The organism is Propionispora hippei DSM 15287 (genome assembly GCF_900141835.1).
Taxonomy (GTDB): domain Bacteria; phylum Bacillota; class Negativicutes; order Propionisporales; family Propionisporaceae; genus Propionispora; species Propionispora hippei.
In genome coordinates, this window is the sequence record NZ_FQZD01000007.1 from 68,137 (window position 1) to 95,081 (window position 26,945).

Genomic DNA, 26,945 nt, shown 5'->3' on the forward strand with positions numbered 1-26,945 from the left:
ATGAATGAAAAGAAATTACGGGTATTGGTTATTGATGACGAACCACAGATCCAGAAGCTGCTGCGCGTGTCACTGCAGGTTCAGGGCTACCTGTTTGAAGGTGTACTGACCGGGAAGGACGGTGTGGCCCGGGCGGCGAGCCTGAAGCCGGATATCATGATTGTCGACTTAGGCCTGCCCGACATGGACGGTAAAGAGGTGGTGCTGCAGGTGCGGGAGTGGTCCCAGGTGCCGATTATTGTCTTGACGGCCCGTGACCAGGAGCAGGAAAAAATCGAAGCCCTCGATGCCGGTGCCGATGATTATGTGACAAAACCCTTTAGTATGGGAGAACTCATGGCGCGCATGCGGGTCTGTCTCCGCCGGATGGCCCAGGTGGAGGATGAGCCGGTGCTTACCTGCGGCGGGCTGGCGGTCGACCTGTTGCAGCGGACGGTGACGGTAGACGGCAGGGAAGTGAAGCTGACGCCCACTGAATACGAAATTATCAAGATCATGGCGCAGCATGCCGGCCGCGTACTGACGCACAAGCAACTGCTAAAGGCGGTTTGGGGTAACGACTACAATAACGATACTCACTACATCCGCGTCTATATCGGGCAGCTGCGGCGGAAAATTGAGGCCGATTCGGCGCAGCCGCGCTATATTATCACCGAGTCGGGCGTTGGTTACCGCCTGATGGGAAAAAGCTAACCAAAGTAGGTGCGGCGAGGTGTATAATAGATAAGAGAAGGTCAGAACTGGATGATGGAATATCAAAGGGTAAGGGGGAAGCGGTATGGCTAAGTTCGCCGATGATATCGTGATTCGCGGGAACCGGGTGAAAAATCGAATTGCTATGGCTCCCATGGTTACTTTTTCCTTCCGGGGAGACAACGGCTCCTACTATGGACGGCAGCATATTGAACATTATGCGGACCGGGCAAAAGGCGGGGCCGGCCTTATTATTTTGCAGGCTACCCGGGTTCTCGGCGCCGCGCAGGCCTCGAATATGTGGTCGGCTGACAACCGGAGAGTATTACGGCAGATTGCCGGGAACTGTCATGATTACGGTGCAGTGGTCATGATGCAGCTCTCTTGCGGTGATATGGATATCAATCAGTTATCCATCGACGATATCCAGGCCATGCAGGCGGATATGAAGCAGGCTGCCCTGGCTGCCTGTGATATGGGCTTTGACGGCGTGGAATACCACTTTGCTCATGGCTTTACTTTATGTAAGTTTATTGACGCGTCATACAATCAGCGAACTGATTGCTATGGAGGCAATGTCCTCAATAGAACCCGAATTTTGACGGACATGTTGCCGGATATCCGCAGTTCTGTCCATGACCGGTTTATCGTGAGTGTACGGATGGGAGCCTATTTGCCGGAAAGCCGTCAAGGCATAGAAACAGCCCGGGCCTTTGAAAGTGCCGGGGTTGATTTGCTGCATATTTCTTTTGGCATGAAGCCGCCGGAAACGCCTGTGCCTGACGGATTTATCTGCAGTCCGACCACATACAGTGGCTATATCATAAAAAAAGAGGTGCATATCCCGGTTATCGCGGTGAATGAAATCCGTACAGCAGATCAGGCACGTTTTTTGCTGGAAAACGACTATGCCGATATAGTGGCTATTGGCCGGGGAATGTTTACCGATCCTGCTTTTGCTGATCACGTGCTGCAGGGAAAACCGGTAAACAAGTGTTTTGGCTGTGGCGGCGCGATACCGGCGTGCCGGTGGTTTACCGATCATACACTATGTCCGGGGAACAGGCTTAAGACAAGCTAAATGGATTTTACCGGATTGAGTGTAATGGCGGTTTCTAAAAAAGAAAAAGGATTTAGGGTTTCCGCTTCCGGAAAAATGTGATACGATTTTAGAGGAATTTTTACATAGACCATAGCTGGAGTGAATCAATTGGAAACGGGTAAACCTAATTATAAAATGATCGTCATTCTTATCTGGGTTGTTATTCTATGGGGTGTGAATGCGGTAGCAATAAAATATTTAACGCAGTTTTATCCGCCGTTGGTCCTGGCGCCTATCCGGTTATGCCTGGCCAGCCTGTTGCTGGTGCCGGTCATGATCGTCCAGAAATGCTGGAGACTTCCCCGGAAAGCCTGGCCTTCGGTTGGTGGAATCGCTTTGTTTTGCATATTTTTGCATCAGATTGCCCTTACTTTCGGTATTAAAGCCACCAGCGGCACCCATGCCGTGCTGATTTTAGGAATGAATCCGCTCATGACGGCCCTGCTGGCCGGTTATTTCTTAAAGGAGAAATTTACGGCAGCCAAGGCCGTTGGTATGGTTTTGGGGTTTGGTGGTTTGCTGTTTGTCGTGGCGGCCAATGCACAAAGCGGGGCCAGTCTGTTTGGCGATGCTGTGATGGGAATTGCCACGCTGGTCTTTGTTATTGGCTCGCTTTTTGTTAAAACAGCTACTTCTTATGCCAGTCCGTTAACGGTTACCGCCTACAGCCATGTTTTGGCTGCCGCCGGTCTTGGTCTGGTCGGGTTTGCGGCCAATCCGGACTGGGGCCATGCCGCTTATTCTTCCTGGATACCGGTAGCTGTACTGCTATTTTCCAGTTTTTTCAGTACCGCCTTGGGCGCCTTGCTGTGGAATGTGTCTATCAAGCATTTGGGTGCTTCCACGGCGTCGTTGTTCCAAAACGGCTGTCCTGTTATCGGCGTATTTGCCTCGGTGCTTTTTCTTGGTGAGCAGCTAAGCTGGCACCATCTTACGGCTTTGGTGCTGGTTATTCTGGGGGTTACCATCGGTACGGGAATTCTTCCGCTGCCGCAGTTTGGCCGCGGTAAGCAGGCTATGGACCAGCAGGCGTAAAGCGGGCTGCATTTGGGATGGTGTGCAGCAGCCTGCTATTTGCCAGATTGGTTACTATAATATAAAGGAGTGATGGTGATGAGTATACATATTGGGGCTAAACCGGGAGCTATTGCCGAAACGGTGCTGCTGCCCGGCGATCCGCTGCGGGCGAAGTTCATTGCCGAGAATTTTCTGGAAGATGCCGTGGGTTACAATGAAGTGCGCGGCATGTACGGTTTTACCGGCTTTTACAAGGGAGAGCGGATCTCGGTGCAGGGAACAGGCATGGGTATTCCCTCCATATCCATCTATGTAAATGAACTAATTACTCAATACGGCGTAAAGCGTCTTATCCGGACCGGCACCTGCGGCTCGTTGCAGGAAAATGTAAAGGTGAAGGATGTCATTCTGGCAATGGCTGTTTCGCACGATTCCAACATCAACGCTCAGCGGTTTCCGGGGATGACCTACGCCCCGACGGCTGATTTTGCGCTTTTGCAGCAGGCCTATGCGGCGGCAGCGAAGCTGGGTATTAAACCCAAGGTAGGCAATGTGCTGACTTCCGATACTTTCTATCATGACGATCCGGATTATTGGAAGCGCTGGGCGGCCTATGGCGTGCTGGCGGTGGAAATGGAAACAGCGGGGCTGTATACGCTGGCTGCCAAATACGGTGTGCAGGCGCTGACTATTGTAACGGTGAGCGATCATCTGGTTACCGGTGAAGCAACGACAGCCGAGGAACGGCAAACCACATTTACGCAGATGATGAACATTGCCCTGGAAACGGTAAAATAATAAAAGCAGTAACTAAGCAGCCCCGGCATAATAGCCGGGGCTGCTTAGTTACTGCCGGAATTTTTCGCCCGGCAGGTTCAAGGTGGATAGCTTTATACGAACAAGAAGGAGTGCTTTATTCCGGGTTCTCAGCAGTAGGCTGAGAACTGTTTTTATGCTTTGTACCTCTTATAACATAGAATGGTAGAATACCTGCATGGCTGATTTTATATTTGCCTTAATGCCGGCTATGCCGGCAAGAACAATATCATGGTAAAATACTTCATCCTGTACGGTTTCGAGCATTTTTGCTACTTGCTTGCCACCGGCTATTGTTCCGTAAGTATAATAATTTATTTTAGTAATGCCATTATGAATGGCGGTTTTGAAATCATCATCAGAAAGGCCGGAACCTCCGTGCATGACTAAAGGAATATCAATTTTTTCTTTAATTTCGGTTATGCGGTTTAAATCTAAACGGGGTTTGGTCAGATAAACTCCGTGTGTTGTTCCAAAGGAAATAGCCAGTGCGTCTACACTGGTTCCTTCGGCAAACTTTTTGGCGGTTTCAGGATCGGTATAACAATCGTCCAGCGAAGCGAAATCTTCGGCGCCCACAGCTCCGCGTCCTTCACCGCCGCCTATGGCTGAGGTGAAAATATGACCTAATTCGGCTTCCACAGAAACGCCAACAGCATGGGCGATACGAACCATTTCTCTTGTTTCGTTAAAGTTTTCTTCATAACTTTTGGCCGAAGCATCGTACATAATGGAGGTAAAGCCAAGGCGAATCGCCTGCATACATAAATCAAAACTGGAGCCGTGGTCCAAATGCACACATACCGGAACCGTTGCTCTTTTGGCAAAATCGAGCATGATAGGACCGATAACAGCCAAGGGGATATATTTTTCGTGCACTTCTGCGTGTTGTAGGATGACCGGAGCTTGTAACTCCTCTGCAGCAGAAATAACTGCCTGAATCGATTCCAGATTGGGGACATTAAAGGCGCCTACGGCATACTTATGTTTTTTTGCCGGTAATAACATATCTTTCATTGTAGTTAACATACGAATCCTCCATTTGCTTTTATTGATTACTTAAGAAAATTATAACCAATGGTAATATAAATGTCAATTGTCATTTAATGCGCAAATGTAATTGGTTAAGTCAATAAACTCAATGATTATAGGTTTTGTATTGACATTTTAAAAAATACGGATTATTCTATTTATAACCAGTGGTAATATAATTGCAAGGGAGATGTGACAGATGGTCATGTTTATGGGATTTATAAAAAATGTGGTGGTAACATGATTGGAGGCTTGTCGGCAACGCAAGCGGTGCTGATTGCTGTTGACGTAATTGGCGGGATATTAAATATCTTGTAATTAAAATAAAGAAATATTAGAATGATGGGGTGAATGAAATTGAGTCACAAAATGAAAACAGCCGTATTTACCGGAGTAGGTCAAATACAACTGGAAGAATACGATATACCTGAAGTAGAGCCCGACAAAGTACTGATTAAAGTAGATGCCTGCGCAATCTGCACCTGGGAACAGCGGGTTTATAAAGGAATTAAGCAAGTCGAGTTTCCCTTTATTGGCGGACATGAAACGGTTGGCCATATTATTGCTATGGGAGATCGCGTGGACAAGGTACACTGGCAGTTACATGACCGGGTAGCTCTTGGCGTTACACTTGCTTGCAATAATTGCTATCAATGCAAGAGCGGTAATGAACAAAATTGTGAATATTTTAATCATAGCAAGCAGCTTGAGGGACTTCCGCATAAAGGGATGGGGGGACTCAGTTCGCACTTGCTTGTACATCCAGCCAATTTGTTTAAATATAAAAATATTTCGGTCGAAGAGGCAACGGTTACGGAACCTGTATCCTGCGTATTGCATAGCGTGGAAACGGCCGATGTGCAATTCGGTGATGTTGTAGTTGTCATTGGCTGTGGAATTATGGGCTTGTTGCATGTTCTCCTTGCCACTAGAAAAGGTGCGGTAGTCATTGTATCTGATACCGACGAAAAGAGGACGGCATTAGCGCTGAAAATGGGTGCGGCATATGCGGTTAATCCTAAGAGAGAAGACTTGGCGGAAAGAGTAAAGGCGATTACTGACGGCCTTAAGGCGCAAGTTGTATTTGATACAACACCTATTTCAGCAGTGGTTGAGGAAGCGAGAAAATGTCTCGCGAATAATGGCAGACTTGTTTTATATAGCGCGTTTTATCCGGACACCCCGATATCTTTTAGTCCCGATTGGCTTCACAAAAGTGCCGTTAAAGTATTGGGAACAGCCAATTCCAATGCGCGGGATTTCGTAAAAGCGACAAGAATGCTGTCATATGGTATCATAGATGTAAAGCCGTTTATAAGTGAAGTATATCCGGTACATGATATAAAGGCCGCATTTGAATCCGCCTGTAAGGGAGACAAATTTAGAGTCGTTGTTAAGTTCTAAAATAATAACAGGGAGTGTAGCGTTTTGGCTGTCGGAAAAAGGGAAGGCGAATTTTTGTATGATGAATTAAAAAAAAGAATCTTAGCAGATTATTCCGATAAGCCATATTTTACACCCCTGCCAAGCGAACGGGATCTTTGCAGTAAATATAATGTCAGTCGCCCTACTGTCAGGAAGGCTTTATTGCTGTTGGAAGAAGAAAAGTTTATAGTGAAGATTCCGACGAAGGGAACATTCTTCCTCGGTAATAAAGAGTTTGTTGACGGTCAGTCAGAAACGAGTAAAAATGAACTGGCATTTTATAATCGGGTTGTTTTAAGAGGCAACTATACAAGCAGTAAGGTGTTATTTCAAAATATAGAGCCGGCTTCGTTAGAGGTGGCGGCCAAATTGGAATTAAAAAAGGGCGATTATGTATTTCGGTTGGAGCGATTGCGTTACATTAACGGTAAGGTTTATTCTTTGGCGAATGCATATCTTCCTTATATGTTGTGTTCAGGACTGTTGGAAAAAGACTTTACCAACAGATCGTTATACCGTACTTTGGCGGAGTACGGTATTTATCCGAGCTATGCCCATAAGGTGATCGAAATTTCAAAAGCGGAAGAATATGAGGCACTGCATTTGGGCATTCAGGTTGGCGATCCGATTACGATTACGTATACGGTAACTTTCGATGAAAATGATAGGATTCTCGAATATGTCATATCGAAATCATTAGCGTATAAAACCAGGATTGAATTGACTGTTTCTACCGACCGTGAGCGATCTGGCAAGCTGCATTCTTTTCCTGCCGGTGAGCCATAAGCTAATCAGCTCTCTACTAAGCTCTCAGCCATATGCTGGGAGCTTTTTTGCCGGCTGCAGCCGTAGTTTCAGGAACTGGTGAAGCTGGTCCCGGAACTGGAAAAATAACAAACTAAAAACCGAGCCGCCCGGTGCGATAGCTGGGCGGCTCGGTGTCAAAATAGATAAGGTTGCGAGTTTTGTGCGAAGATAAAGGAGTATAGTATAAAACGTAATGACTCCTTTTTTGCTATGTGATTTTTTGTTTCCCGGCGGTTTTGGCTGCCGGGCTTTGTTATTTTACTGTAAAGCTGTTAAACAGGCAAGTGCTCTGCTGTTAGGTTGGCTCAGGCCCGGAACTCTTCAGCCAGGGCCTTAAAGGCGCTGATCGAATTCTTGATGGTTTCCATGCTGACGCAGTAGGCGAGGCGGAAGTAGCCGGGGCAGCCGAAGCCGCTGCCGGGGACAATCAGCAGGTTGTATTTCAAGGCCCGCTGGGCAAATTCCACATCGTCCGGGATAAGCGCCTTGGGGAACAGGTAGAAAGCGCCTTCCGGCTTAACGCAGGTAAAGCCCAGTTCGGTCAGGCGGGAGTAGAGATAGTCGCGGCGGCGTTTGTACTCGTCGGTGTTGACGGCCACATCCAGCGAGTCGCCAATGACTTTCTGAAAGAGGGACGGCGCATTGACAAAGCCCAAGGTGCGGTTGGCAAAGATCAGACCGCTGATGAGGAGCTCCACGTCTTTGATTTGCGGATTAACGGCGATGTAGCCGATCCGTTCGCCGGGTAAGGCCAGCGATTTGCTGTAAGAGTTGACCACAGCAGAATTGGGGAAAATCGAAAGGATGTTGGGTACCTTGGCGTTGTCATAGACAATTTTGCTGTAAGGTTCGTCGGAAATTACAAGAATCTGGGAGCCAAATTCCTGTTCCTTGCGGGCTAAGAGGCCGGCAACCTGGGTAAGAACAGCTTCGCTGTAGATAACGCCGGTCGGGTTGTTAGGCGAGTTAATGATGAGTGCTTTTGTTTTCGGGGTAATCGCCTGTTCCAGAGCGGCTATAGAGGGCTGGAACGTGGCCGGATCGGTCGGGACAACCACCAGTCTTCCGCCATGGTTTTCGGCGTAGAACCCGTATTCCACAAAGTATGGCGCCAGGGCGATGACTTCATCCCCGGGGTTTAGAATGCTTTTTAAGACAACATTGAGCCCGCCGGCAGCGCCGCAGGTCATAATAATATGGTTCGACGTCAGTGGCAGACCGGCTTCTTCGCCGGTTCGTTTCGCGATATTTTCCCTGATCTCGGGATAGCCGGCGTTGTTCATATACTTGTGCAGCCCTGCCGTTTCGCCGGTTACGTATTTGATCAGGGCGTCCTGTACTTCCTGAGGCGGTTCGTAGTCAGGATTGCCCAGGCTGAAATCGTAGACCTTTTCCGGACCATGGAGCTTGCGAAGCTTTTCGCCCTGCTCAAACATGGCGCGAATCCATGAAGATTTGCTGATTTTGTTTTGAATATTTTGTGACAACATGGTTGTTCCCTCCAGATCTTCAATTAAAAAACCAGTACCTTGTCAGCTTTAAAACAGTAGGATGCGGGCAAAGTTATCTTTCGCAGCATAAGATGGAGAAGGAGGCATACCGGAAGTATGCTGACTGGCTTAAGGCTGGTAAGGTACTAGTACCATTATATGGCACAATGCCTGCCCTTGCAAACAGAAGATGGTCCGGGACTTTCTGCCTAAGAACAGAAACGGCAAAGAAGCACCGGGCATGATGGCAAGAAGCGGACGGAATGTTCTTTTTTCCCGATAGAGTCACCGAAGCCTTTAACGCATCATAGGATACAGTAGAAACCGCTACTTAATAAAATATTCTATGAGGAGGTTGTCATTATGGCTTGGGGAAATGGATTTGGCCGCGGAGGAAGTTGGTTTATCATAATCATTATCATCCTTTTGTTGTTCTGCTGCTTCGATGATAACGGCTGCTCGCCGACTTGTTAGGCGGTAGCGGCACGAAAGGTCGCTAAAGACCGTCTTCCCGGAAAGGGAAGGCGGTCTTTTTCCTGCCGGTAAAGGCGATTTTAGCCAGGTGCTAAATTATTTGCTGCTATCTGGACAAGCAACCCGGCGGATGATATGATCTAATCTGTGATTAACGGGTCAGCTAACTTGGCAAGTGCAAATTGAACTTATGGAGATTTTTTGTAGGGTAAGTCGACGACAACGAACCCTTGCGGAAAAGATCCGTCAAGTAATTGTAATTTCAGAGTTGGTGGGTACTAGTACGCTGGGGCACTTAACAGGTGACGGGAGTACTAGGGGTATCTTTTCCCTAAATCACATATACTACAGAGGATTCGAAAGCAGAAAGGATGTACCAACACTGTTATGATGAGCGTGATTCGGCGCTTGCTGATCGGCAAGCCGCTGCACAACAACGAGCTGGCCCACGAGAGCCTGCCAAAATGGAAGGCCTTATCTATTTTTTCTTCCGATGCCTTATCATCAGTGGCTTACGGCCCTGAACAAATCATGATTACCCTGATTACCGTTCCCGGTATCATCGCCTACGGTTATATGGCGCCGGTGGCCCTGACCATATTGCTTTTACTGGCCATCATCGCCCTGTCCTATGTTCAGGTGGCGAAAGCCAATCCGGAGGGCGGCGGTGCTTATGCCATCGCCAAAAAGAATCTGGGTGAGTTGCCGGCCCTGGTTGCCGCCGGTTCGGTGTTTGCCGACTATGTGCTGACGGCGGCGGTTAGTGTCTCGGCGGGCACGGCGGCGATAACTTCGGCGTATCCCCTCTTATTGGAGCACAAGGTCTTTATTGATTTATTTGTTTTATTTGTTATTTTAATGGTAGTTAATTTGCGTGGTGTCCGCGAATCGTCCAATGCCTTTGTTATCCCTACTTACGCCTTTTTATTCGGAGTACTGGCCCTGTTGGGAGCAGGGTGCTACAAAGCGCTGTTTGATGCTCCTTATCTCATCCATCCTGATGCGTTGGCCAAGCAACCGCTGGATTGGGCCATGCTGTTTTTGATTTTGCGTGCCTTTGCCAACGGCTGCAGCTCGATGACCGGTATCGAGGCGATTGCCGACAGCGTGCCAATGTTCCGGAAGCCGGAGGCCCGTAACGCCACCATCACCACCTACTGGATGGCCGGTATTCTTGGAGTCATGTTTACCGGCATTACCTTCCTGATTATGCACTATCATATTATGCCGTACCATGAGGTGACTGCTCTGTCGCAGCTTGCCGAGAAAGTATTCGGCCGGAACGGTATTTATCTGTACATTCAGTTTAGTACCATGCTGGTGTTGTATCTGGCCGGCAATACGGCCTATAACGGACTGCCCATCCTGCTGTCCATCATCGCCAGGGACGGCTATATGCCCCGTTATTTGGCCACCCGGGGCGAGCGGCTGACCTATTCTAACGGCATAGTCCTGCTTACGTTTATGGCCGCGCTGCTGATTGTCGCCTTCCAGGGGCAGATTGATCACTTGATCTCGTTGTATGCCATTGGCGTGTTTATTTCCTTTACCATCGCCCAGACCAGTATGGTGGTGTACTGGAAAAGGGAACGCCAGCCCGGCTGGGTCCTGCGGGCCTGGATGAACGGCGTTGGGGGAGTCACGACCGGCATTGTCGTGCTGATTATTACGGTGACTAAGTTTGTGCACGGCGCCTGGATTATTTTATTGTTTATTCCCTTCATTGTATTTATCTTTAAGAAAATTCGCGGTCATTATGACAGTATCGCCGAACAGCTGCGGGTGCCGGAGGAATTGATTTGCGAGGGGAACTCCTTAGCGACAGCAGGTAAGCATATCGTTATTGTGCCGGTTTCGACGCCGACGCGGGTGGTGTTTCAAACCCTGAAATACGCCAAGCTGATCGGCGATAATGTGCTGGCGGTGCATGTGGCGAGTACCGAGGCGTCGGAGGAAAAGATCAGACAGAACTGGGACAAATGGAATCTGGGTGTCCGGCTGGTCATCCTGCGGTCGCCTTACCGGCTGCTGATGAACCCGCTGCTGGAGTACATCGAAAACATTGTCCAGAAAAAAGCCAGCAATGACTATATTACGGTGGTTATCCCGGAATTCGAAACGCCTAAGTGGTGGCACCGCCTGCTGCACAACCAAACAGGCTGGATTCTGCGCACTACGCTGATTCTCAAGGAAAATGTCATTGTCACTACGGTGCCGTATCAGTTGAAGGATTGATGAGTGGCCTGCATTTGTGTTGTTTGCACAAATGCAGGCCATATATATTGTTATTTTTGTCCCTAGACAGTACTTGACGGCTCTGCTATAATGAGATAAAAGTAAATACAACCGAAAAAATTAAGCAAAGATGCTAACAAATAAGACAAAGACTGTCTTATTCTGCCAGGCATCTTTTTTGTTATCCTTTCGGCAAAGACTACCGCAAAAAAGTGAATACCGGCCAGTTGACGTACCGTCCCGGCGGCTACTGCCTACTGGCGATCAAGCAAAGACGCTTAATTTGAAAGTGCTTTGCTTTTTTTGTTTTTTAGCCGGTGCGTCTGGTTGCTTTTAGCGGCAGGCGCCTTTCCGAATTAAAGAATACAGGAGGAAGGGCTATGTTTAACATAATCAATTTAGGTAAAAAGTTCGGCGATTTGGAAGTACTGAAAAGCATCAGCCTGTTTATCAAGGCCGGCGAGGTAGTCTGTATTATCGGACCGTCCGGTTCCGGCAAGAGTACCTTTCTGCGCTGTTTGAATCTTTTGGAAGTGCCGACAAGCGGAAAAATCTATTATGGCGGAACGCTGATTGAGGCTGATCTGGACAGCAAAAAGCTTCGCAAGGAAGTTGGCATGGTGTTTCAAAAGTTTAATCTTTTCCCCATGTTAACCGTGCTGGACAATTTAACCTATGCCCCCATTCATGTCAATAAAGTAAGGAAAGCGGAAGCGGAAGAAACAGCTATGGAGCTGCTGCACAAAGTCGGTCTGGCTGATAAGGCCAAACAATATCCGGCGAAGCTTTCGGGCGGACAGCAGCAGCGGGTGGCCATTGCCCGCGCGCTGGCTATGAAGCCCAAGCTGCTGCTGTTTGATGAACCGACTTCCGCGCTGGACCCCGAACTGGTCGGCGATGTGCTGGAGGTCATGAAGCAATTGGCCGCCGAAGGGATGACCATGGTGGTGGTCACTCACGAAATGGGCTTTGCCCGCGATGTGGCCGACCGTGTCATCTTTATGGATAAAGGCTATATTGTGGAGGAAGGGCCGCCGGCCAAAATCTTTAACCGGCCGGAACACCAGCGGACTCAAGAGTTTCTGGCAAGAGTTTTATAAGGAGGGAGAATATGCCACTACACTTTGCTAAAGCAGCCGATCTTTTAATTCCTTCCCTGTTACATGGTTTTGGTGTGGTTATTCAGGCGACGATTCTGGGGTTCATCCTGGCAACCTTCATCGGACTTATCATTGCTATCGGCAGGCTTTCATCCATTAAAATCATTAGAGGTTTTTTGTATCTGCTGTTGGAACTTATCCGGGGAACGCCCTTACTGGTGCAGCTTGTCTATATCTACTATGTGGTTCCTCTGCTGCTTAACCTTATCGCCGGCCTGTTCGGCTATAAAACGGATGTGCAGATCGCCTCGTTGACGGCCGGCATCCTGGGACTGGGCATCAATTACGGCTGTTATATGTCCGAGGTCATCCGGGCCGCCATCATTGCCGTTGATCCCGGTCAGACCGAGGCGGCCCTGGCGTTGGGTTTTGGCAAATATCAGGCCCTGTTCCGCATCGTGATGCCCCAGGCCCTGCGCAGCATTATCCCATCATTGGGCAATTATCTGGTCATGATGGTCAAAGACACATCGCTCCTGGCTTACGTGGCGGTCAATGAACTGCTGCTCCGTACCCAGACCTTCGCGTCACAAACCTTTTTAACCATTGAATCATATACCTTTTTGGCCCTGGCCTATCTTATCATCAGTGTGCCGCTGTCGCATCTGGTGGCCTTTGTGGAACACCGGTTAAAGACCAAATAGCCGGGCAAGGCAGTTACTGCCGGAAGAGAACGCCGGTGGCAGAGTCTGAGACTGCCGGTTTTCTGTACTATATATTCATTTAAAAAAAGAGGAGTGGAACATGATGAACAAAGTGTACAAACGGTTTGCAGGTTTAGTGGTTTTGGTATTTGCCCTGGCAGCCCTGCTGGTCGGCTGCGGTTCCTCCAGCACTACGACGGAGAAAAAGGATGCCGGTGCCGGCAGCACCCTGAGTGCCATTAAGGAAAAAGGTGTTCTCGTAGTGGGTTCCTCCAATGATGCTCCTTTTGCCTATATGGATGCCAGCAGCAATAAGTTTTCCGGCGTTGATGCCGACATTATCCGCGAAGTGGCTAAGCGTCTGGGCATTGCCAAAGTGGAAATGAAGCAGATTCCCTTTGAAAACCTGCTCATTGAGCTTAACAACAAAACAGTTGATATGGTAACCGACGGCATGTACATCAAACAGGAGCGCCTGGAAAAAGCTCTGTTTACCGATGTATGGTATAAAGAAGGCGAAGCTGTTGTAGTCAAGAAGGATTCCAGCATAAAAACCAAGGAAGATCTGAAGGATAAAGTCATAGGTGGCCAAAAAGGTACGGCCTTCCTGGAAATCGCTCAAAAATGGCTGAATGAAGGCAAAATTAAAGACCTGAAAATCTTTGGCAGCCAGGCGGAACTGATGATGGCGGTTAACACCGGGAAAATTGATGCCTGTGTTACCGACGGCATTGTGGCCGGCTATACCTTGAAACAGGACTCCAGTCTGGACCTGAGAATCCTGAGTCCCTATGAAGCGGAAGCTGCCGGCAAGATTGGCGCGGCTATCCGGTTTGACGACAAGGAATTGAACGATGCGGTCAATAAAGCGATAAACGATATGAAAAAAGACGGCACCCTGATGAAAATACTGGAACAATACGGTTTGAACCAGGATTACTTTGTATCGCTGGAAGACGGTAAAACGAAAAACGTGAAATAAATCAAATAACCTTTTACCTGCAGGAGGGAGCTTTGGTTTCCTCCTGCACCGTTTTAACGGTGCGCCGCGTGTTGTATCAATTATATTTCTGTTTGGGAAAGGAGCGATAACGGTGGAAAAATTAAATACAGAAGGTTCCAAGGCGTTATTCGCAAAAACAAAAATGTATTTGGTAGAGGGCGTGGCCAGTTCGTTTCACAAAGCCGCCGGTGAGGAGTATCCTCTCTGCCTGGAACGGGGCAAAGGCTCCAAGGTCTATGATGTGGACGGCAATGAATACATTGACTATATCGGCGGTTTCGGTCCCATGCTGCTGGGGTATAGCCCGGAGGCGGTCAACCGGGCGGTGGTGGCGCAAGTCGAGCGGGGCTCCCAGTTGTCGGCAACGACCGTTTCTCTCTGCCAACTGGCGAAGAAGCTGACGGAGATCATTCCCTGCGCCGAACGGGTATCCTTCCAGAACTCCGGCACCGAAGCCAACATGCATGCCTTCCGGCTGGCCAGAGCTTATACGGGCAAGAAAAAAATTATCAAGTTTGAAGGCCAGTACCATGGCTGGGCGGATGAAGAAAAAATAAGCATTGATGCCGCCAACGTAAAAGAACTGGGCGAACGGCAGGCGCCGGCCCGGCTGTTTACCACCAGGGGGCAGCGACGGGAAACAGCAGACGATATCATTGTCCTGCCCTGGAATGATCTGGAGCTGCTGGAACGGGTTATGGAGCAACAGGCCGGTGAGATTGCCGCCGTTATTACTGAACCGATCATGTGTGATTCGGGTCCCATCCTACCAAAACCAGAATATCTGGCCGGTTTGCGGGATTTGACCAGCCGCTGTCGGGTGGTGCTGATCTTTGATGAAGTCATCACCGGCTTCCGGGTGGCCCTGGGCGGCGCGCAGCAATACTATGGGGTCACGCCTGATTTGGCGGTGTTTGCTAAGGCGATTGCCGGCGGTTATCCGCTGGCGGCCATTGCCGGGAAACGGGAGATCATGGAAGCCGGTGTGCCGGCGGCCGGCACCTTTAATGCCAATGCTATTGCCGTGGCGGCCTCGTTGGCTACCATCGGGGTGTTGGAAGATGAACAGGTATACCGGCGGCTGGAGCAGTTAGGCGGACTGTTTGTCCAGGGGATGCGGATGCTGGGTGAAACCTATGGGATACCTTTGTTTTGCCAGGCGGTGGGCTCCATCTGCATTCTGATGTTCGGCCTGAAAAACGGGGTGGATGATTTCCGGCACTATCTAGCCGCTGCCGATATCGATTATTACGATCTGTTTGTGCGCGAAGCGCGGCAATATGGCGTGCGTTTCACGGCGCGGCGGGGGCGGATTTACCTGTCCACCGAACACAGTGAAGCGGATATTAGCAGGACACTGCAGGTGGCAGAGCGAATTTTTGCAGAAACGAAAAATCGCAAAGCAAAATAGAGGAGGCTTGATTATGAAAGAACATGGTTTATTTATTAATGGCGCCTGGGTAGTTACCGGGGATAAAATTGCCGTGAAAAATAAGGCGGATAACAGTGTGCTGGGCTATGTGGCCGCAGCCGGTCAGGACGATGTGCAGGCGGCGGTCGACGCGGCCGAACAGGCATTTAAAACGGTTAAGCTGGAGCCGTATATGCGCTATACTATCCTGATGAAAGCCAGTCAGCTTTTGCGGGAAAAGCAGCGGGAAATGGCGGAAATCCTTTCCCAGGAGGTCGGTAAACCGATTAAGGAAGCCTTGGCCGAGGTGGGACGGGCCCAGCAGACGCTTATTCTGTCGGCGGAAGAGGCCAAGCGGATGACCGGTGAGATGGTGCCGCTGGCGGGAGCGCCTGGCTGCGATAATCGCTGGGCGTTTACCCTGCGGGTACCTGTGGGCATTGTTTGTGCCATTACGCCCTTCAACTTTCCGCTGAACCTGGCCTGCCATAAGATCGGTCCGGCGCTGGCCGCCGGCAATGCGGTGCTGTATAAACCGGCCACCGTAACGCCGCTGTCGGCCGTGCTGCTTTGCGAAATCTTTGCTCAGGCCGGTTTACCCCAAGGGTATTTGAATTTATTGACAGGCTCGGGTGCCAAGCTGGGGGAATGGCTGCTGGCGGAAAAACGGATTGGCTTTTACAGTTTTACCGGCAGTCCGGCGGTCGGCAAGGAGCTATTGAGCAAGGCCGGTTTCAGGCGGGTGGCCTTAGAGCTGGGGTCCAATTCGGCCAACATTGTGCATCACGACACCGATGTGGCGGCAGTAGCCGCGTTGTGCGCCAAATACGCTTTTGCCAATGCCGGACAGGTTTGCATCTCCTGCCAGCGGGTCTATGTGCACCGCAGCGTGTATCAGGAATTCTGCGACAAAGCGGTGGCCTATGCCAAGCAGCTTGTCGTCGGCGATCCGCTAGACCCGAACACCGACGTAGGGCCGATGATCAGTGAGGGCGAGGCCGAGCGGGTGGAGGAATGGGTGAAAGAAGCTGTGGCACAGGGCGCCACGGTACTGGCCGGTGGTACGCGCTCCGGCGCCTGGTTTGCTCCTACCATATTGACCAATGTCCGCCCGGACATGAAGTTGGTCTGTCAGGAAGCCTTTGCGCCGCTCTTTTCGATTGTCCCCTATGATACGATTCAAGAGGCGATTGCGATGGTCAATGATTCGACCTACGGCCTGCAGGCCGGTGTCTTTACCGGTTCGCTGGATGTGGCCCGCGAGTGCGCCATGAAGATAGAAACAGGCGGCGTGATCATTAATGACGGCGCCACTTTTAGAACGGACAATATGCCTTACGGCGGCGTCAAGGAAAGCGGCATGGGGAAAGAAGGTCCGCAGTACGCCGTCCGGGAAATGACGGAAGAAAAGTTGATTGTCTTTAAATTTTAACCGCGATACGGTGAAAGGGGACCGGCCATGATCAGTTGCCGTGAAGTTGTCAACCTAGCCTCACTGACCAAGCTGCAAATCGTGGCGGGACATACCGGACTGAACCGGCTGGTGCGCTGGGTGCATTTTATTGACCTGCCCGATGTACTGCCCTGGGTACAGGGCGGTGAACTGCTGATTATCACCGGCATCGGCCTGCAGGGAGATACGGAAAAACTTAAGGAGCTTGTTCGGGGGATTATCAATAAAAAACTGGCCGGACTGATTATTAATGTCGGGCCCTATATTCAGGATATCCCGGCAGAGGTGCTGCAACTGGCCGATCAGGCTCATTTCCCGATTTTTGCGCTGCCTTGGGAAGTCAAAATCATTGAAGTGACCAGAGACATTTGCAGTCACATCGTCCGGAAGCAGACCGAGGAACGGTCGATTAAGGACTTCCTGGAACAACTGCTGTTTTTCCCGCTGGCTGATCCGGAAGTGCTGATCCAGCGGGCGGCTTATTACGGCTATGATCTGGCCCGACCGCATCAGGTGGCGGTCATCAGTCCGCGCAATCTGACCGAATATCTGGAGGCGCAAAAGTTGAAAGACGAAAATGCCCTGATGGCGTTTAAAATGCGTTTTGGCAATGTTGTGCAGGACATTTTGGCCCGCTGGGACCGGAAAATTTTGCAGACCCTTTGCGGTGATGATATCGTTCTTTTAGTGCCTTATGACAGTGAACCGGCCGGTGTGCGGCAGAACCTGGAACTGTTGACGCGGGTCTGGACGCAGCTTGCCGGCGAGATGCCGGAACTGGCGATTATCGTAGCGTTAGGCGGGCGGTTTGCAGCGCTGCCGGAGGCCCGGCGCAGCTATCTTGAGGCCAGCCGGGTGCTGCGGCTGTTCGGCGGTTTGCGGAGGGCCGCCCGACCGGTTTATGCCTACGAACGGCTGGGTATTTACAAGCTGCTGTTTGAAATCGGTCCGGAGAAGCTTGCGCTTTATTATCAGGAAATCATTGAACCGCTCCATGAGTACGACCGGAGAAACAACACCGAGCTGATTGACACGCTGTTTGCCTATTTTGAAGAAAACTGCAATGCAGCGCAAACTGCCAAACGGCTTTTTGTTCACCGCAACACACTGGACTATCGGTTGAAAAAGATTGAAGACATCAGCGGACGTGATTTGGATGATCCCTATGACCGGCTGACGCTGCAGCTCGGGGTGATCATGGGCAAGCAAATGGACAGCAGTGTATTTTCTCTTGATTCACCGAGCTGAATGAGCCGTAGGATATTGGGAAGATATCACAAAATATGCCGATATATCTTGTGAGGGCATCACATAGACGCCCCGGCCGGTATTTGGTACTATAAAAGCATAAGGACACGCAAATAGTTTTTAAGCAATGGCGCTGAACCGTATCCCTAGAGGCGGTTCAGCGTTTATCTTTTTTATCAAGGAAGGGGAGGGATTCGCATGAGCGCTAGAGGAGACAAAACGAAGCAATTGATTGAAAGAAAAAACAAGGCGGTGCCCAAGGGCATTGCTAATTCTACCGGAGTATTTGTGGAAAAGGCTAGCGGCGCCGTCATTACCGATGTGGAAGGCAAAGAATATCTGGATTTTTATGCCGGGGTCGGTGTGCTGAATATCGGACATTGTCCCGCACCGGTAGTCAAGGCGGTGCAAAATCAGGCGGAGAAGCTGCTGCATTCCTTCTTTGCCATCGGTATGTACGAATCATATGTGGCGCTTGCTGAAAAGATGAACGCCATCGCACCGGGCGCTTCGCCGAAGAAGACGATGTTTGCCAATAGCGGCGCCGAAGCGGTGGAAAATGCCGTGAAGATTGCCCGTCATGCCACCCGGCGGACCGGCATTATTGCCTTTGAATGCGCTTTTCACGGGCGGACGCTGATGACGATGAGCCTGACCAGCAAGGTAAAGCCCTATAAATACGGCTTCGGTCCCTTTGCGCCGGATATCTACAAGGTTCCTTCGGCTTATTGCTACCGCTGTCATTACCGTTCAAGCTATCCGGGCTGCGGCATGCATTGTCTGGAGAATTTTGAGCGGTTCTTTACCACCGAGATTGACGCCGAACATATCGCCGCCATGATCATTGAGCCGGTACAGGGCGAAGGCGGTTTTCTGGTGCCGCCGCCGGAATTCTTGCCGGGCCTGAAAGCCATTTGTGAGAAGAAAGGCATTTTGTTGATTGCCGATGAAGTGCAGACCGGCTTTGCCCGGACGGGGAAAATGTTTGCCATCGAAAATTGGGGCGTTGAGCCTGATCTAATGACAACGGCCAAGTCGATCGCCGCCGGAGTCCCTTTAAGCGCGGTAACCGGCAAGGCCGAATATATGGACGCTCCCGATGGCGGCAATATCGGCGGTACCTATGGCGGTAATCCGCTGGCCTGCGTAGCCGGGTTGGAGACCATTAAATATATTGAAGAAAATGCGCTGTGCAGCCGGGCAACTAAGATCGGTGAAATCACGCTGAGCCGCCTGAAAGCTCTGAAGGAACGCTGTCCGGCCATCGGCGACGTGCGCGGTGTGGGGGCCATGATAGGCATTGAATTGGTCAAAGACCGGGAGACTAAGGAACCGGCCAAGGAACTGACCGGCAAGATCATCCAGTACTGCCTGGAACAGGGCGTTATGCTGATCAGCGCCGGAGTGTTCGGCAATGTCATCCGCCTGCTCATTCCACTGGTTGTTACTGACGAAGAACTGGACAGGGGGCTGACGGTACTGGAGAAAAGCATTCTAAAGGCAGTTGCCGAGGGATGAGCTAAGCGTATACTGGTATGATATAAACAACCCCGGCAAATTTTAAGCTGTCGGGGTTGTCACACATTTTCCAGTTAATTCACATCAGTAAACAGTGCGCCATTATTAAGAAGTTTTGCATATTTCTGTCGAATTTGGCAGGAACTTTCAGCTTCATACAGAATGAGTACACAACTGGAATTTAGTAATTTGCCCCAATAATATCGGGTATTACAGTAACCCGGCGGGCAGTAAATGTGAATTTACCTGGTAAAGTGGGTTACCTATGAAACAAAGTAAACAACTGGCAGGCTTTTTACTCATCATGCTCATAATTGGCGTGACCGCGTTCTATGGTTATAGGATACAGGAAGCGCGGACTGCGCAAAACAGACACGTCACCATTACGCCTGACATGCAGATAGAGCTGACGGCGGAAGAGCGGGAATTCATCAATTCGCTGGGAACATTAAAGGTGGCAGTTGACGAGAGGTTTCCGCCCGTATCTTGTTATAGCAGGAAAACAGGCGAATTTGACGGTGTGTCCATCGAGGTATTGCGGATTTTATCGCAAACACTGGGGTTTAAGTATACGCTTATCCCGTATGATGAACTGTCCTGGATCGATCATCTGAACTTAATCAGGGACAATAAAATTGATATACTATGCGCCGCCAGTATAACCGATGAACGGAAATCATATGGGTACTTCGCCAATACTGTTTATTTTGAAATGAATTATGCTTTGATTGGCGCTATCGATCACCATGTACGGCTAAGCCGGATTAACGATATTGCCCGTTACAAGGTCGGTCTGGTTGAAGGGATGTCGGTCAACGACTACCTGCTGAAGTTTGCCGATCCGCAAAAAGTTACCTATTACCGGACCTTTGACGATGCGTTTGCTGCTTTGCGAAATCAGGAGGTAAGCCTGATCTCACATAATGAGGCAGCTTTTGTGGAGCGGTATTTTACGGGAAAATTATTTGATTACGAGATTGTATTTTCCATTAACGACAACATCCGGCGATATGCCTTCTTTTCGCCCAAGACGGAAAAGGGGAAGAAGCTCATTCAAATTCTTGACAAAGGCATGAAAAGGTTGGATTTAAAGGCTATAGCCGGTCAGTATTATGAAGATAAAAGTATTTTTGCTTACTATAAGGACCATGTTATGCAGGAGCAGCGTATGAACGAGCTTCGCAAATTCTTTCTCCTGCTGCTGCTAACGACGTTTATAATTTTTATGATAGCCACGGTTTTGATGCGGCGAAGGAACCGGGAACTGGAAAGGCTGGCGGCTACCGATTATCTGACCGGCGTGAAAAACAGGCATGCTCTGTTCAGTGAGTTTTCTGACATGGCCAGATTACAGCAGTCCAGCATCATCTACGTGGATTTAGATCATTTCAAGGCCATTAACGATAATTTCGGTCATGAAGCCGGGGACCGGGTTTTACAGGAGATCGCTGCGCGGCTGCAAAAGTGCCTGCCCCAGGCCTCAGTCTACCGGATGGGTGGCGACGAGTTTTTGCTGATTCTGGAGTCCGGCAGGGAGTTTGACGGAGCTGTCTTGCTATCCCAAATCGAACAGCCGGTTTATCATAATCAAAACATGTATTGCGTCAGTGCCAGTATAGGCTATGTGGATATAACGCAATGTTCGGGCAAATCGCTCAATGAAATCATTACTATGGCAGACACGGTCATGCTGCAGGCCAAAGCCTCCGGGAAAAACCGTATGGTCAACTTTTCCTGTACGATGAACAGAGAACCCGGAGCGGAAGAAACGGTAGGGGATTAAGAAACCAGGGGGATTGATACATTTGGGAACATGGGAGGCAGCCATTAAAACGAAGGCTCGTGAACTGGGTTATGACGGCTGCGGGATTATTGCGGCGGCACCGTTTCAGGATTTTTTAGCGGGGGTGGAGCGGCGTGCCGGACTCTTTCCCCATGCGGCACCGTTTTATGAGAGACTGAAGGCAAGAGTCGTTTCGCGGCCGCAAAGTATGGCTCCCTGGGCCCATTCTATCGTAGTTTGTCTGCGGCGTTACGACAAGTATAAGCTTCAGCCGCAACTGGACCGATTAGTGGGCAAGTACTACCTGTTTGACGGTCGGCTGTCTTACTCGACGGAATATGCGGCCCAGGCTGGTTTTGAACAGTTTTTGACGGACAGCGGTTTTCGTATTGCCCGGGAGAGGCTGCCGCTGCGCTGGGCGGCGGTGAAGGCCGGTTTGGGTAAATTTCGCAATAATAATTTTGTATATACTGCGCAGGGATCGTGGCACTGGATTGACGCCTGGCTGATAGATAGGCCGCTGACCTATGATCAGCCTGCCGGGGACAGTCATTTTCCCTGTCCCCCTAACTGTAACAAATGTATAGAAGCTTGTCCTACCGGGGCTTTGACCGCCCCCTTGACAATGGATGCCACCCGCTGTATTGCTCATTTGACTTTCAGTGAATGGGAAGCATTGCCGCCGGAGGATGTTAGAAAAGATATGGGAACTTATCTGTATGGCTGTGACGAATGCCAGAATGCCTGTCCGATGAATAAAGCCTGGCAGGGCGAGACAGAATTCACTGAACCGGTTGCTCTGAACAGTTTGCTGGAATTGGAGAAACTGCTTGCTATGGATGAGATGACGTACCGGAATGTTTTGCAGCCTCGCTTCTGGTATATTGCCCAAGAAAATTTTTGGCAATGGCGTTGCAATGTAATCCGGGCTATGGCCAATAAGGACTCGAAAGCGTATGCTCCTTACTTTACCAAAGCGCTGGAAGATCCCGATGCCCGTGTAAGACAAATGGCCGAGTGGGCATTAAGCCGGTAGTCAACTGTGTAGAGAAGGCGAATAAAAGTAGAAAGCCAGGCGAAGAAAAGACCGCCCCCAGTTGCAGCTAATTCATGCTGCGATTGGGGGCGGTTTGTTTTTACTGCTGGAAGGTGGAGCCGTAGCGGGGAGCTTTTTTTATTTACATCTTCCGGATGGTCCGGAGTTTAAATGGATAGTAACAAAATGACCTTGTGTTACTGTATTACTGTAATTTTCCAATTATCTTCTAACACTATATACGACAAGATTCGCCTATTCCCTCTAAAAACTTACATTTCTTGCAAGAAGATAAAAGCAGTGGAAATTAGTAATATGTTAACCTGGTTTTTGAATTTTTCTTTATATAACCTTGATTTTTCTAACTTTAGGAGACTTTCTAATGTAACACAAGGTCATTTTGTTACATTAGAAAGTCTCCTTAGCTTTTTGATAATGTCCCTGACAGACAAAGCTGCTTTGTGATAATTTATGCAATTTATTTCTTTGGATATTCGGCTTGCCTTCTGGGAGCCTATTTGTCCGTTATATTTTTAATCAGGTTAAACCGACCGCAACATTTATAATGCTAGCATTTAAATGTATAAACCATACTTATAAGGAGGATTTATATGCATTTTTTGGACAATATGAAAGTAGTTTTTAAACTCAGTATACTGATTGTTATTTCGTTTCTTTCCTTAGGCATTATCAGTTTTACCGGTTTTTACTATCTTGGGCAGGCCAATACAGCTATGACTACCTTATATAAGGACAGGCTGCTTCCCGTACAAACGATTAATGATACCCGAACGATAACCGGTAAGGTGAATTCGGCTATTTTGGAATTGATGATCACTACAAATGAACAAAGAAATCAGGAATTAAAAGCCACGATCAAAGAAGGCGCTGCAGCAGCAAATACCAATATGAAAACGCTTGCCAGTATGCAAATGGATGAAAAAGCCCAATCCATACTGAATCAAATACAAGCAGCGCTGGACAAATACCGTCAGGCCAGAGCCAGTGTGATAGAGTTGGCTGATCAAAATAAAAATGCGGAAGCCTATGCTCTTTATATAGATAAAGTAGATCCCTTGGCTACCGACTTTATTGATAAATTACGCGGACTTTCCGAATATTATGAGGATCTGTCGGAACGGTCCGATAAAGAAAATCAGGCTGATTTTGAAAAAGCGGTACTGATCGTTTCAGCCGTTATTCTAACTGTTGTGTTGCTATTAGGGTTTAGCGGCTTATACATAACTAAAAGCATTACCGGGCCGTTATCGTTTATGGTGGGCCTATGCCGGGATTTTGCGGCCGGCGACTTCCGGGATAAAGGCAGTACGGTAAATCGTCGTGATGAGATCGGCCAATTAGTGACTGCTTTAGAGCATACCCGCAGCAGCCTGCAGGTTTTATTAAAGCAGGTTGGCCAGTCTGTGGAGCAGGTTGCCTCCTCCTCCGAAGAACTCAGTGCCGGTGCCGAGCAGTCATCCCAGGCAGCCAATCAGGTTGCCTGCTCCATGGCGGAAGTGGCGAAGGGTATGGAAAATCAGATGTCGGCAGCGAATGATACATCGGCCGTAGTGCAGCAGATGTCGGCCAGTATTCAACAGGTAGCCGCTAACGTCCATGAGGTGTCCAATCATTCGGATCAAGCTTCTGAAAAAGCCAGTCATGGTAAGGAATCGATTGATAAGGCAGTAAAGCAGATGTTTCATATCGAAAATACTGTCACAACACTGGCCGGGGTTGTCGCTAAATTAGGGGAACGCTCCAAAGAAATCGGTCAGATTGTCGATACCATCTCCGGTATTGCCGGTCAGACGAATCTGTTGGCTTTGAATGCAGCCATTGAGGCGGCCCGGGCCGGTGAACAGGGAAGGGGATTTGCCGTAGTTGCCGAAGAGGTTCGCAAACTGGCAGAACAATCTCAGGAGGCGGCTAAGCAAATTGCCGCCTTGATTGGTGAAATTCAGGGAGATACCAATATGGCTGTAGATGCTATGGAGGAAGGGACACGGGAAGTTAAGCTGGGAACAGGAATTGTTGATGCCTCAGGACAAGCTTTCCAGGAAATTGTTACGGTTATCACGCTTGTGTCGGAGCAGATTAAGGAAATTACTGCAGCAGTTGAGCAAATGGCTGTCGGAAGTCAGCAAGTTGCAGAATCGGCTAAGCAAATTGATGCCCTGAGCCGAAGCGCTTCCGGCGAAACGCAATCTGTATCCGCTGCTACCGAAGAGCAGCTCGCCACGATGGAAGAGGTTGCGTCATCCAGTCAGGCATTGGCCAAACTGGCGATGAATTTGCAAAGTGAAATCAATAAATTTCAGATTTAAAAACACCCGGCAAAGTACCGCAATAACAGCTATTACGGTACTTTGTCTTATTTTAGCATTCTTTGTTTGCTGAATAAGCTAATTTACTGACCGACAATACCAGGGGACGAAAATCAAGTTTATGAAAAATTTGTAAAGTTTTGTATTAAAAAAAGGTTTTCGTTTCACGAATCCAGAATATCCTCCAGTAAATATATCAGGCGGTAATAAGGAGCGAATTTGCTGCTATGATTAAGGAAAGATGGGAAATATTGGACTGTTGGGTTGTCGCAGGTTACAATTACAGGCTTATTCTTAAGCCACGGACAACAAGGGCACATCTCATCGACATCACTTTGGAAACCAGTAATATTCATGCTTTGCTGGAGGAAGTAGTAAATGCATTTTGGACGAGTCAGGAGCTTATGGTTTATTTAGACGGTATGGCGGCACAAGGCAGGCATTCAATTCAATGAATGCCTGCCTTGTATTTGAGGTGGCTCAGGTAAAATCTTAGCCTGCCAGTTGGTACACCCCTATGAGCATTAGCAAAAAGCCGGAAACGGTAGTTGCATAGTTACCAAGAAGTTCCGAAGCATATTTTTGGCCCCAATAATGTCCTAAACTGACGGTAAGAAGGCTGAAGGCGCTAATGAGAGCAGATTCGACTAAGGGGGATTGACCGGCCGTGCCAACGGCGAACCCTCCGGCTATGGCATTCAGGGAAAGCGCAAAGCCAAGCAGGAATGCCTCGCGGCAGCAAAGATCTTTTGAGGCATCCAGATCCACCTTTTCCGGATGACGCAATATTTCAACAGGGCCGATATATATTTTGGTTCCGAATAACTGTAGATCCATGATAGGCTGCTTTTCTTTAACTGCATGAATGATTGGCTGGAGGCAGATCCATAGCCCCATTGAACATAGTAAAGCGGCACTGACGATAGCGCCGATCTGAGGCGAGGCATATATACTAAAGCTTTGCCCGATTTGCGAGGAGAACCAGGTAACGAAAAATGATATAGCGGCAATGATTCCGTTGGCCGTATGGGATATTTTTATCTGACGCATTCCGTAGGTAATGCCTACTCCCAGATTATCAAGATTGGCAGCTACAGCAACGAAAAGGGCCCAGCCAATATGTTGCAATGAAATCCCTCCAGTAACAATATAACCTATAGTATAAAACGTTCAGCAGGATTTCTTACGTTATTTTTGTGTGCCTATAGGATGTAGTTTCTTCCATAGCAACAATAAATTTTACACAGCCTTTACGTTTACTTAACTTTATTCTAAAGACGCCGGTATATAATAAAATGAGGGAAAATAGGAACCGTAGAGGGGAAAGCCTGTGAAAACTTTGTCAGGACGATGCATACGCCCATTCTCATCAGCTTTTGCAGTGATGCAGACAATTGTTTCTTGTGAGCACTTGCTTGGTTGTATAGCGGCAAATCGCCGTGTAGCTGAAGAAAAAAAACTTTTGCTCCGGATTAACGCCTGTAAAGGAAAAATCAATCAGTACATCAAAAGAAATTTGGTAATAGGTCAAAATATTTCCCGCCCTTATACATTACTTTTACTTAGCGACCGATGGGATTACCGGAGTATTCTGGAGGTTATGCTCGCAGATTTACGTATCGATGGATTAGCAGGCGAAATCCAGGCTTTGGTTTGGTCCGACATGCAAGACTATTTCGGGCGTTTCGTGCCGGAGTGTGAGGAACTGTTTACGATCGATACCCGGCTGCTTTCGCCCCCGGCCTATATTAATCAGGTCTTGCAGGAATACGTCAATACCTTCCGTTTTACAAAAACAATGGGCAGGGCTGTCAATAAAATTTGCCGGAAAAGTTTATCACAAACTGGATTGTCCCCGGTGCTACAGCAGTTAGCCGGCAGGATGGATTGGGGCAGCTTATTATTAAGCCGGTTTGCTTGCTCGCCGCCGGAACAGACAGAGCGGTTGCAGCGGCAGGTTGATGAATGCCTGCATGGTGTGCTGAGCCACTGGGCAACCCAGATAACGCATCAATATCAGGAAGCCGTTGCGGAAGTTTACTACCGGTTTTATGATGAATATACCGGCAATAATGAGGAACTTCCCACAATAAACAAGTACAAATTGGTACATTGGCAAAGCCGGAAAAAGAGACATTCCTTATATAAAGTTCCCTATGCAGTATGATGGCTACATCATGCTGTTTTTTTATTGCCCGCAGACAAACGGAAGAACTGCATAACATGGTTTAAACTGGGTAATATTATCTTGTACATTGTTATCCTAGAACA

At 48.8% G+C, this 26,945-nt stretch carries 22 protein-coding genes; 19 read left to right on the top strand and 3 right to left on the bottom strand.

The genetic code is table 11. The features are described from left to right. The 4 genes from F3H20_RS04865 (at position 1) to deoD (ending at position 3,610) form a co-directional block, all read left to right on the top strand. Positions 1 to 693: a response regulator gene (locus F3H20_RS04865; protein WP_149733827.1), complete on the top strand. Its 693-nt coding sequence runs from the start codon at positions 1 to 3 to the stop codon at positions 691 to 693. An 85-nt stretch (positions 694 to 778) separates the two neighbouring features. Next, on the top strand, positions 779 to 1,774 hold the full coding sequence (locus F3H20_RS04870; protein WP_149733828.1) for an NADH:flavin oxidoreductase: 996 nt from the start codon (positions 779 to 781) through the stop codon (positions 1,772 to 1,774). Positions 1,775 to 1,903: 129 nt separating this feature from the next. Next, positions 1,904 to 2,830: a DMT family transporter gene (locus F3H20_RS04875; protein ID WP_223191624.1), complete on the top strand. Its 927-nt coding sequence runs from the start codon at positions 1,904 to 1,906 to the stop codon at positions 2,828 to 2,830. A gap of 78 nt (positions 2,831 to 2,908) precedes the next feature. Further along, positions 2,909 to 3,610, top strand: coding sequence for a purine-nucleoside phosphorylase (gene deoD, locus F3H20_RS04880; RefSeq protein ID WP_091747420.1), 702 nt, complete (start codon positions 2,909 to 2,911; stop codon positions 3,608 to 3,610). Positions 3,611 to 3,778: 168 nt separating this feature from the next. Here deoD and F3H20_RS04885 read toward each other — a convergent pair whose 3' ends face one another. Next, on the bottom strand, positions 3,779 to 4,657 hold the full coding sequence (locus F3H20_RS04885) for a class II fructose-bisphosphate aldolase (protein ID WP_149733829.1): 879 nt from the start codon (positions 4,655 to 4,657) through the stop codon (positions 3,779 to 3,781). 354 nt (positions 4,658 to 5,011) lie between these two features. Between F3H20_RS04885 and F3H20_RS04890 the strand changes: the two genes are divergently transcribed. Beyond that, positions 5,012 to 6,064: a zinc-dependent alcohol dehydrogenase gene (locus F3H20_RS04890; RefSeq protein WP_223191625.1), complete on the top strand. Its 1,053-nt coding sequence runs from the start codon at positions 5,012 to 5,014 to the stop codon at positions 6,062 to 6,064. Positions 6,065 to 6,118: 54 nt separating this feature from the next. After that, the gene (locus F3H20_RS04895; protein ID WP_223191626.1) at positions 6,119 to 6,871 is read left to right on the top strand and encodes a GntR family transcriptional regulator; all 753 of its coding nucleotides are present in this window, start codon (positions 6,119 to 6,121) and stop codon (positions 6,869 to 6,871) included. A 326-nt stretch (positions 6,872 to 7,197) separates the two neighbouring features. On the opposite strand, the gene F3H20_RS04900 is transcribed toward F3H20_RS04895, so the two are convergent. After that, on the bottom strand, positions 7,198 to 8,382 hold the full coding sequence (locus tag F3H20_RS04900) for a pyridoxal phosphate-dependent aminotransferase (protein ID WP_149733831.1): 1,185 nt from the start codon (positions 8,380 to 8,382) through the stop codon (positions 7,198 to 7,200). Between the two features lie 861 nt (positions 8,383 to 9,243). On the opposite strand from F3H20_RS04900, the gene F3H20_RS04905 reads away from it, so the two are divergent. The 12 genes from F3H20_RS04905 (at position 9,244) to F3H20_RS04960 (ending at position 25,129) form a co-directional block, all read left to right on the top strand. Beyond that, positions 9,244 to 11,091: an APC family permease gene (locus tag F3H20_RS04905; RefSeq protein WP_149733832.1), complete on the top strand. Its 1,848-nt coding sequence runs from the start codon at positions 9,244 to 9,246 to the stop codon at positions 11,089 to 11,091. A gap of 380 nt (positions 11,092 to 11,471) precedes the next feature. Further along, entirely contained in the window at positions 11,472 to 12,191 is a 720-nt protein-coding gene (locus F3H20_RS04910; protein WP_149733833.1) for an amino acid ABC transporter ATP-binding protein, read from the top strand. An 11-nt stretch (positions 12,192 to 12,202) separates the two neighbouring features. Next, complete coding sequence (locus F3H20_RS04915; protein ID WP_149733834.1) at positions 12,203 to 12,895, top strand: amino acid ABC transporter permease; 693 nt, start codon at positions 12,203 to 12,205, stop codon at positions 12,893 to 12,895. 100 nt (positions 12,896 to 12,995) lie between these two features. Beyond that, positions 12,996 to 13,877 (top strand): substrate-binding periplasmic protein, encoded by an 882-nt coding sequence (locus tag F3H20_RS04920; protein WP_223191627.1) that lies wholly within the window; start codon positions 12,996 to 12,998, stop codon positions 13,875 to 13,877. Between the two features lie 112 nt (positions 13,878 to 13,989). Then, complete coding sequence (locus tag F3H20_RS04925; RefSeq protein WP_223191628.1) at positions 13,990 to 15,309, top strand: aspartate aminotransferase family protein; 1,320 nt, start codon at positions 13,990 to 13,992, stop codon at positions 15,307 to 15,309. 13 nt (positions 15,310 to 15,322) lie between these two features. Beyond that, complete coding sequence (locus tag F3H20_RS04930) at positions 15,323 to 16,741, top strand: aldehyde dehydrogenase family protein (protein WP_149733835.1); 1,419 nt, start codon at positions 15,323 to 15,325, stop codon at positions 16,739 to 16,741. Positions 16,742 to 16,768: 27 nt separating this feature from the next. Further along, positions 16,769 to 18,010: a PucR family transcriptional regulator gene (locus F3H20_RS04935; protein WP_149733836.1), complete on the top strand. Its 1,242-nt coding sequence runs from the start codon at positions 16,769 to 16,771 to the stop codon at positions 18,008 to 18,010. A 198-nt stretch (positions 18,011 to 18,208) separates the two neighbouring features. Next, a complete protein-coding gene (gene gabT, locus F3H20_RS04940) occupies positions 18,209 to 19,528 on the top strand; it encodes a 4-aminobutyrate--2-oxoglutarate transaminase (RefSeq protein ID WP_149733837.1) in 1,320 nt (439 codons plus the stop codon). A gap of 265 nt (positions 19,529 to 19,793) precedes the next feature. Further along, complete coding sequence (locus F3H20_RS04945; protein ID WP_149733838.1) at positions 19,794 to 21,311, top strand: GGDEF domain-containing protein; 1,518 nt, start codon at positions 19,794 to 19,796, stop codon at positions 21,309 to 21,311. Between the two features lie 22 nt (positions 21,312 to 21,333). After that, the gene (locus F3H20_RS04950) at positions 21,334 to 22,347 is read left to right on the top strand and encodes an epoxyqueuosine reductase (protein ID WP_149733839.1); all 1,014 of its coding nucleotides are present in this window, start codon (positions 21,334 to 21,336) and stop codon (positions 22,345 to 22,347) included. A 611-nt stretch (positions 22,348 to 22,958) separates the two neighbouring features. Further along, entirely contained in the window at positions 22,959 to 24,674 is a 1,716-nt protein-coding gene (locus F3H20_RS04955; protein WP_149733840.1) for a methyl-accepting chemotaxis protein, read from the top strand. A 227-nt stretch (positions 24,675 to 24,901) separates the two neighbouring features. Beyond that, complete coding sequence (locus tag F3H20_RS04960) at positions 24,902 to 25,129, top strand: hypothetical protein (protein ID WP_149733841.1); 228 nt, start codon at positions 24,902 to 24,904, stop codon at positions 25,127 to 25,129. 37 nt (positions 25,130 to 25,166) lie between these two features. On the opposite strand, the gene F3H20_RS04965 is transcribed toward F3H20_RS04960, so the two are convergent. Further along, complete coding sequence (locus tag F3H20_RS04965) at positions 25,167 to 25,802, bottom strand: manganese efflux pump (protein WP_149733842.1); 636 nt, start codon at positions 25,800 to 25,802, stop codon at positions 25,167 to 25,169. A gap of 472 nt (positions 25,803 to 26,274) precedes the next feature. Here F3H20_RS04965 and F3H20_RS04970 point away from each other — a divergent pair, with 472 nt between their 5' ends. Next, a complete protein-coding gene (locus F3H20_RS04970) occupies positions 26,275 to 26,841 on the top strand; it encodes a hypothetical protein (protein ID WP_149733843.1) in 567 nt (188 codons plus the stop codon). Positions 26,842 to 26,945 lie beyond the last annotated feature (104 nt).

Coding starts and splice junctions, on each gene's coding strand:
- F3H20_RS04865 (WP_149733827.1), top strand. CDS start 1: ATGAATGAAAAGAAATTACGGGTATTGGTTATTGATGACGAACCACAG.
- F3H20_RS04870 (WP_149733828.1), top strand. CDS start 779: ATGGCTAAGTTCGCCGATGATATCGTGATTCGCGGGAACCGGGTGAAA.
- deoD (WP_091747420.1), top strand. CDS start 2,909: ATGAGTATACATATTGGGGCTAAACCGGGAGCTATTGCCGAAACGGTG.
- F3H20_RS04885 (WP_149733829.1), bottom strand. CDS start 4,657: ATGTTAACTACAATGAAAGATATGTTATTACCGGCAAAAAAACATAAG.
- F3H20_RS04890 (WP_223191625.1), top strand. CDS start 5,012: ATGAAATTGAGTCACAAAATGAAAACAGCCGTATTTACCGGAGTAGGT.
- F3H20_RS04900 (WP_149733831.1), bottom strand. CDS start 8,382: ATGTTGTCACAAAATATTCAAAACAAAATCAGCAAATCTTCATGGATT.
- F3H20_RS04905 (WP_149733832.1), top strand. CDS start 9,244: ATGATGAGCGTGATTCGGCGCTTGCTGATCGGCAAGCCGCTGCACAAC.
- F3H20_RS04910 (WP_149733833.1), top strand. CDS start 11,472: ATGTTTAACATAATCAATTTAGGTAAAAAGTTCGGCGATTTGGAAGTA.
- F3H20_RS04915 (WP_149733834.1), top strand. CDS start 12,203: ATGCCACTACACTTTGCTAAAGCAGCCGATCTTTTAATTCCTTCCCTG.
- F3H20_RS04920 (WP_223191627.1), top strand. CDS start 12,996: ATGATGAACAAAGTGTACAAACGGTTTGCAGGTTTAGTGGTTTTGGTA.
- F3H20_RS04930 (WP_149733835.1), top strand. CDS start 15,323: ATGAAAGAACATGGTTTATTTATTAATGGCGCCTGGGTAGTTACCGGG.
- F3H20_RS04935 (WP_149733836.1), top strand. CDS start 16,769: ATGATCAGTTGCCGTGAAGTTGTCAACCTAGCCTCACTGACCAAGCTG.
- gabT (WP_149733837.1), top strand. CDS start 18,209: ATGAGCGCTAGAGGAGACAAAACGAAGCAATTGATTGAAAGAAAAAAC.
- F3H20_RS04945 (WP_149733838.1), top strand. CDS start 19,794: ATGAAACAAAGTAAACAACTGGCAGGCTTTTTACTCATCATGCTCATA.
- F3H20_RS04955 (WP_149733840.1), top strand. CDS start 22,959: ATGCATTTTTTGGACAATATGAAAGTAGTTTTTAAACTCAGTATACTG.
- F3H20_RS04960 (WP_149733841.1), top strand. CDS start 24,902: ATGATTAAGGAAAGATGGGAAATATTGGACTGTTGGGTTGTCGCAGGT.
- F3H20_RS04970 (WP_149733843.1), top strand. CDS start 26,275: ATGCTCGCAGATTTACGTATCGATGGATTAGCAGGCGAAATCCAGGCT.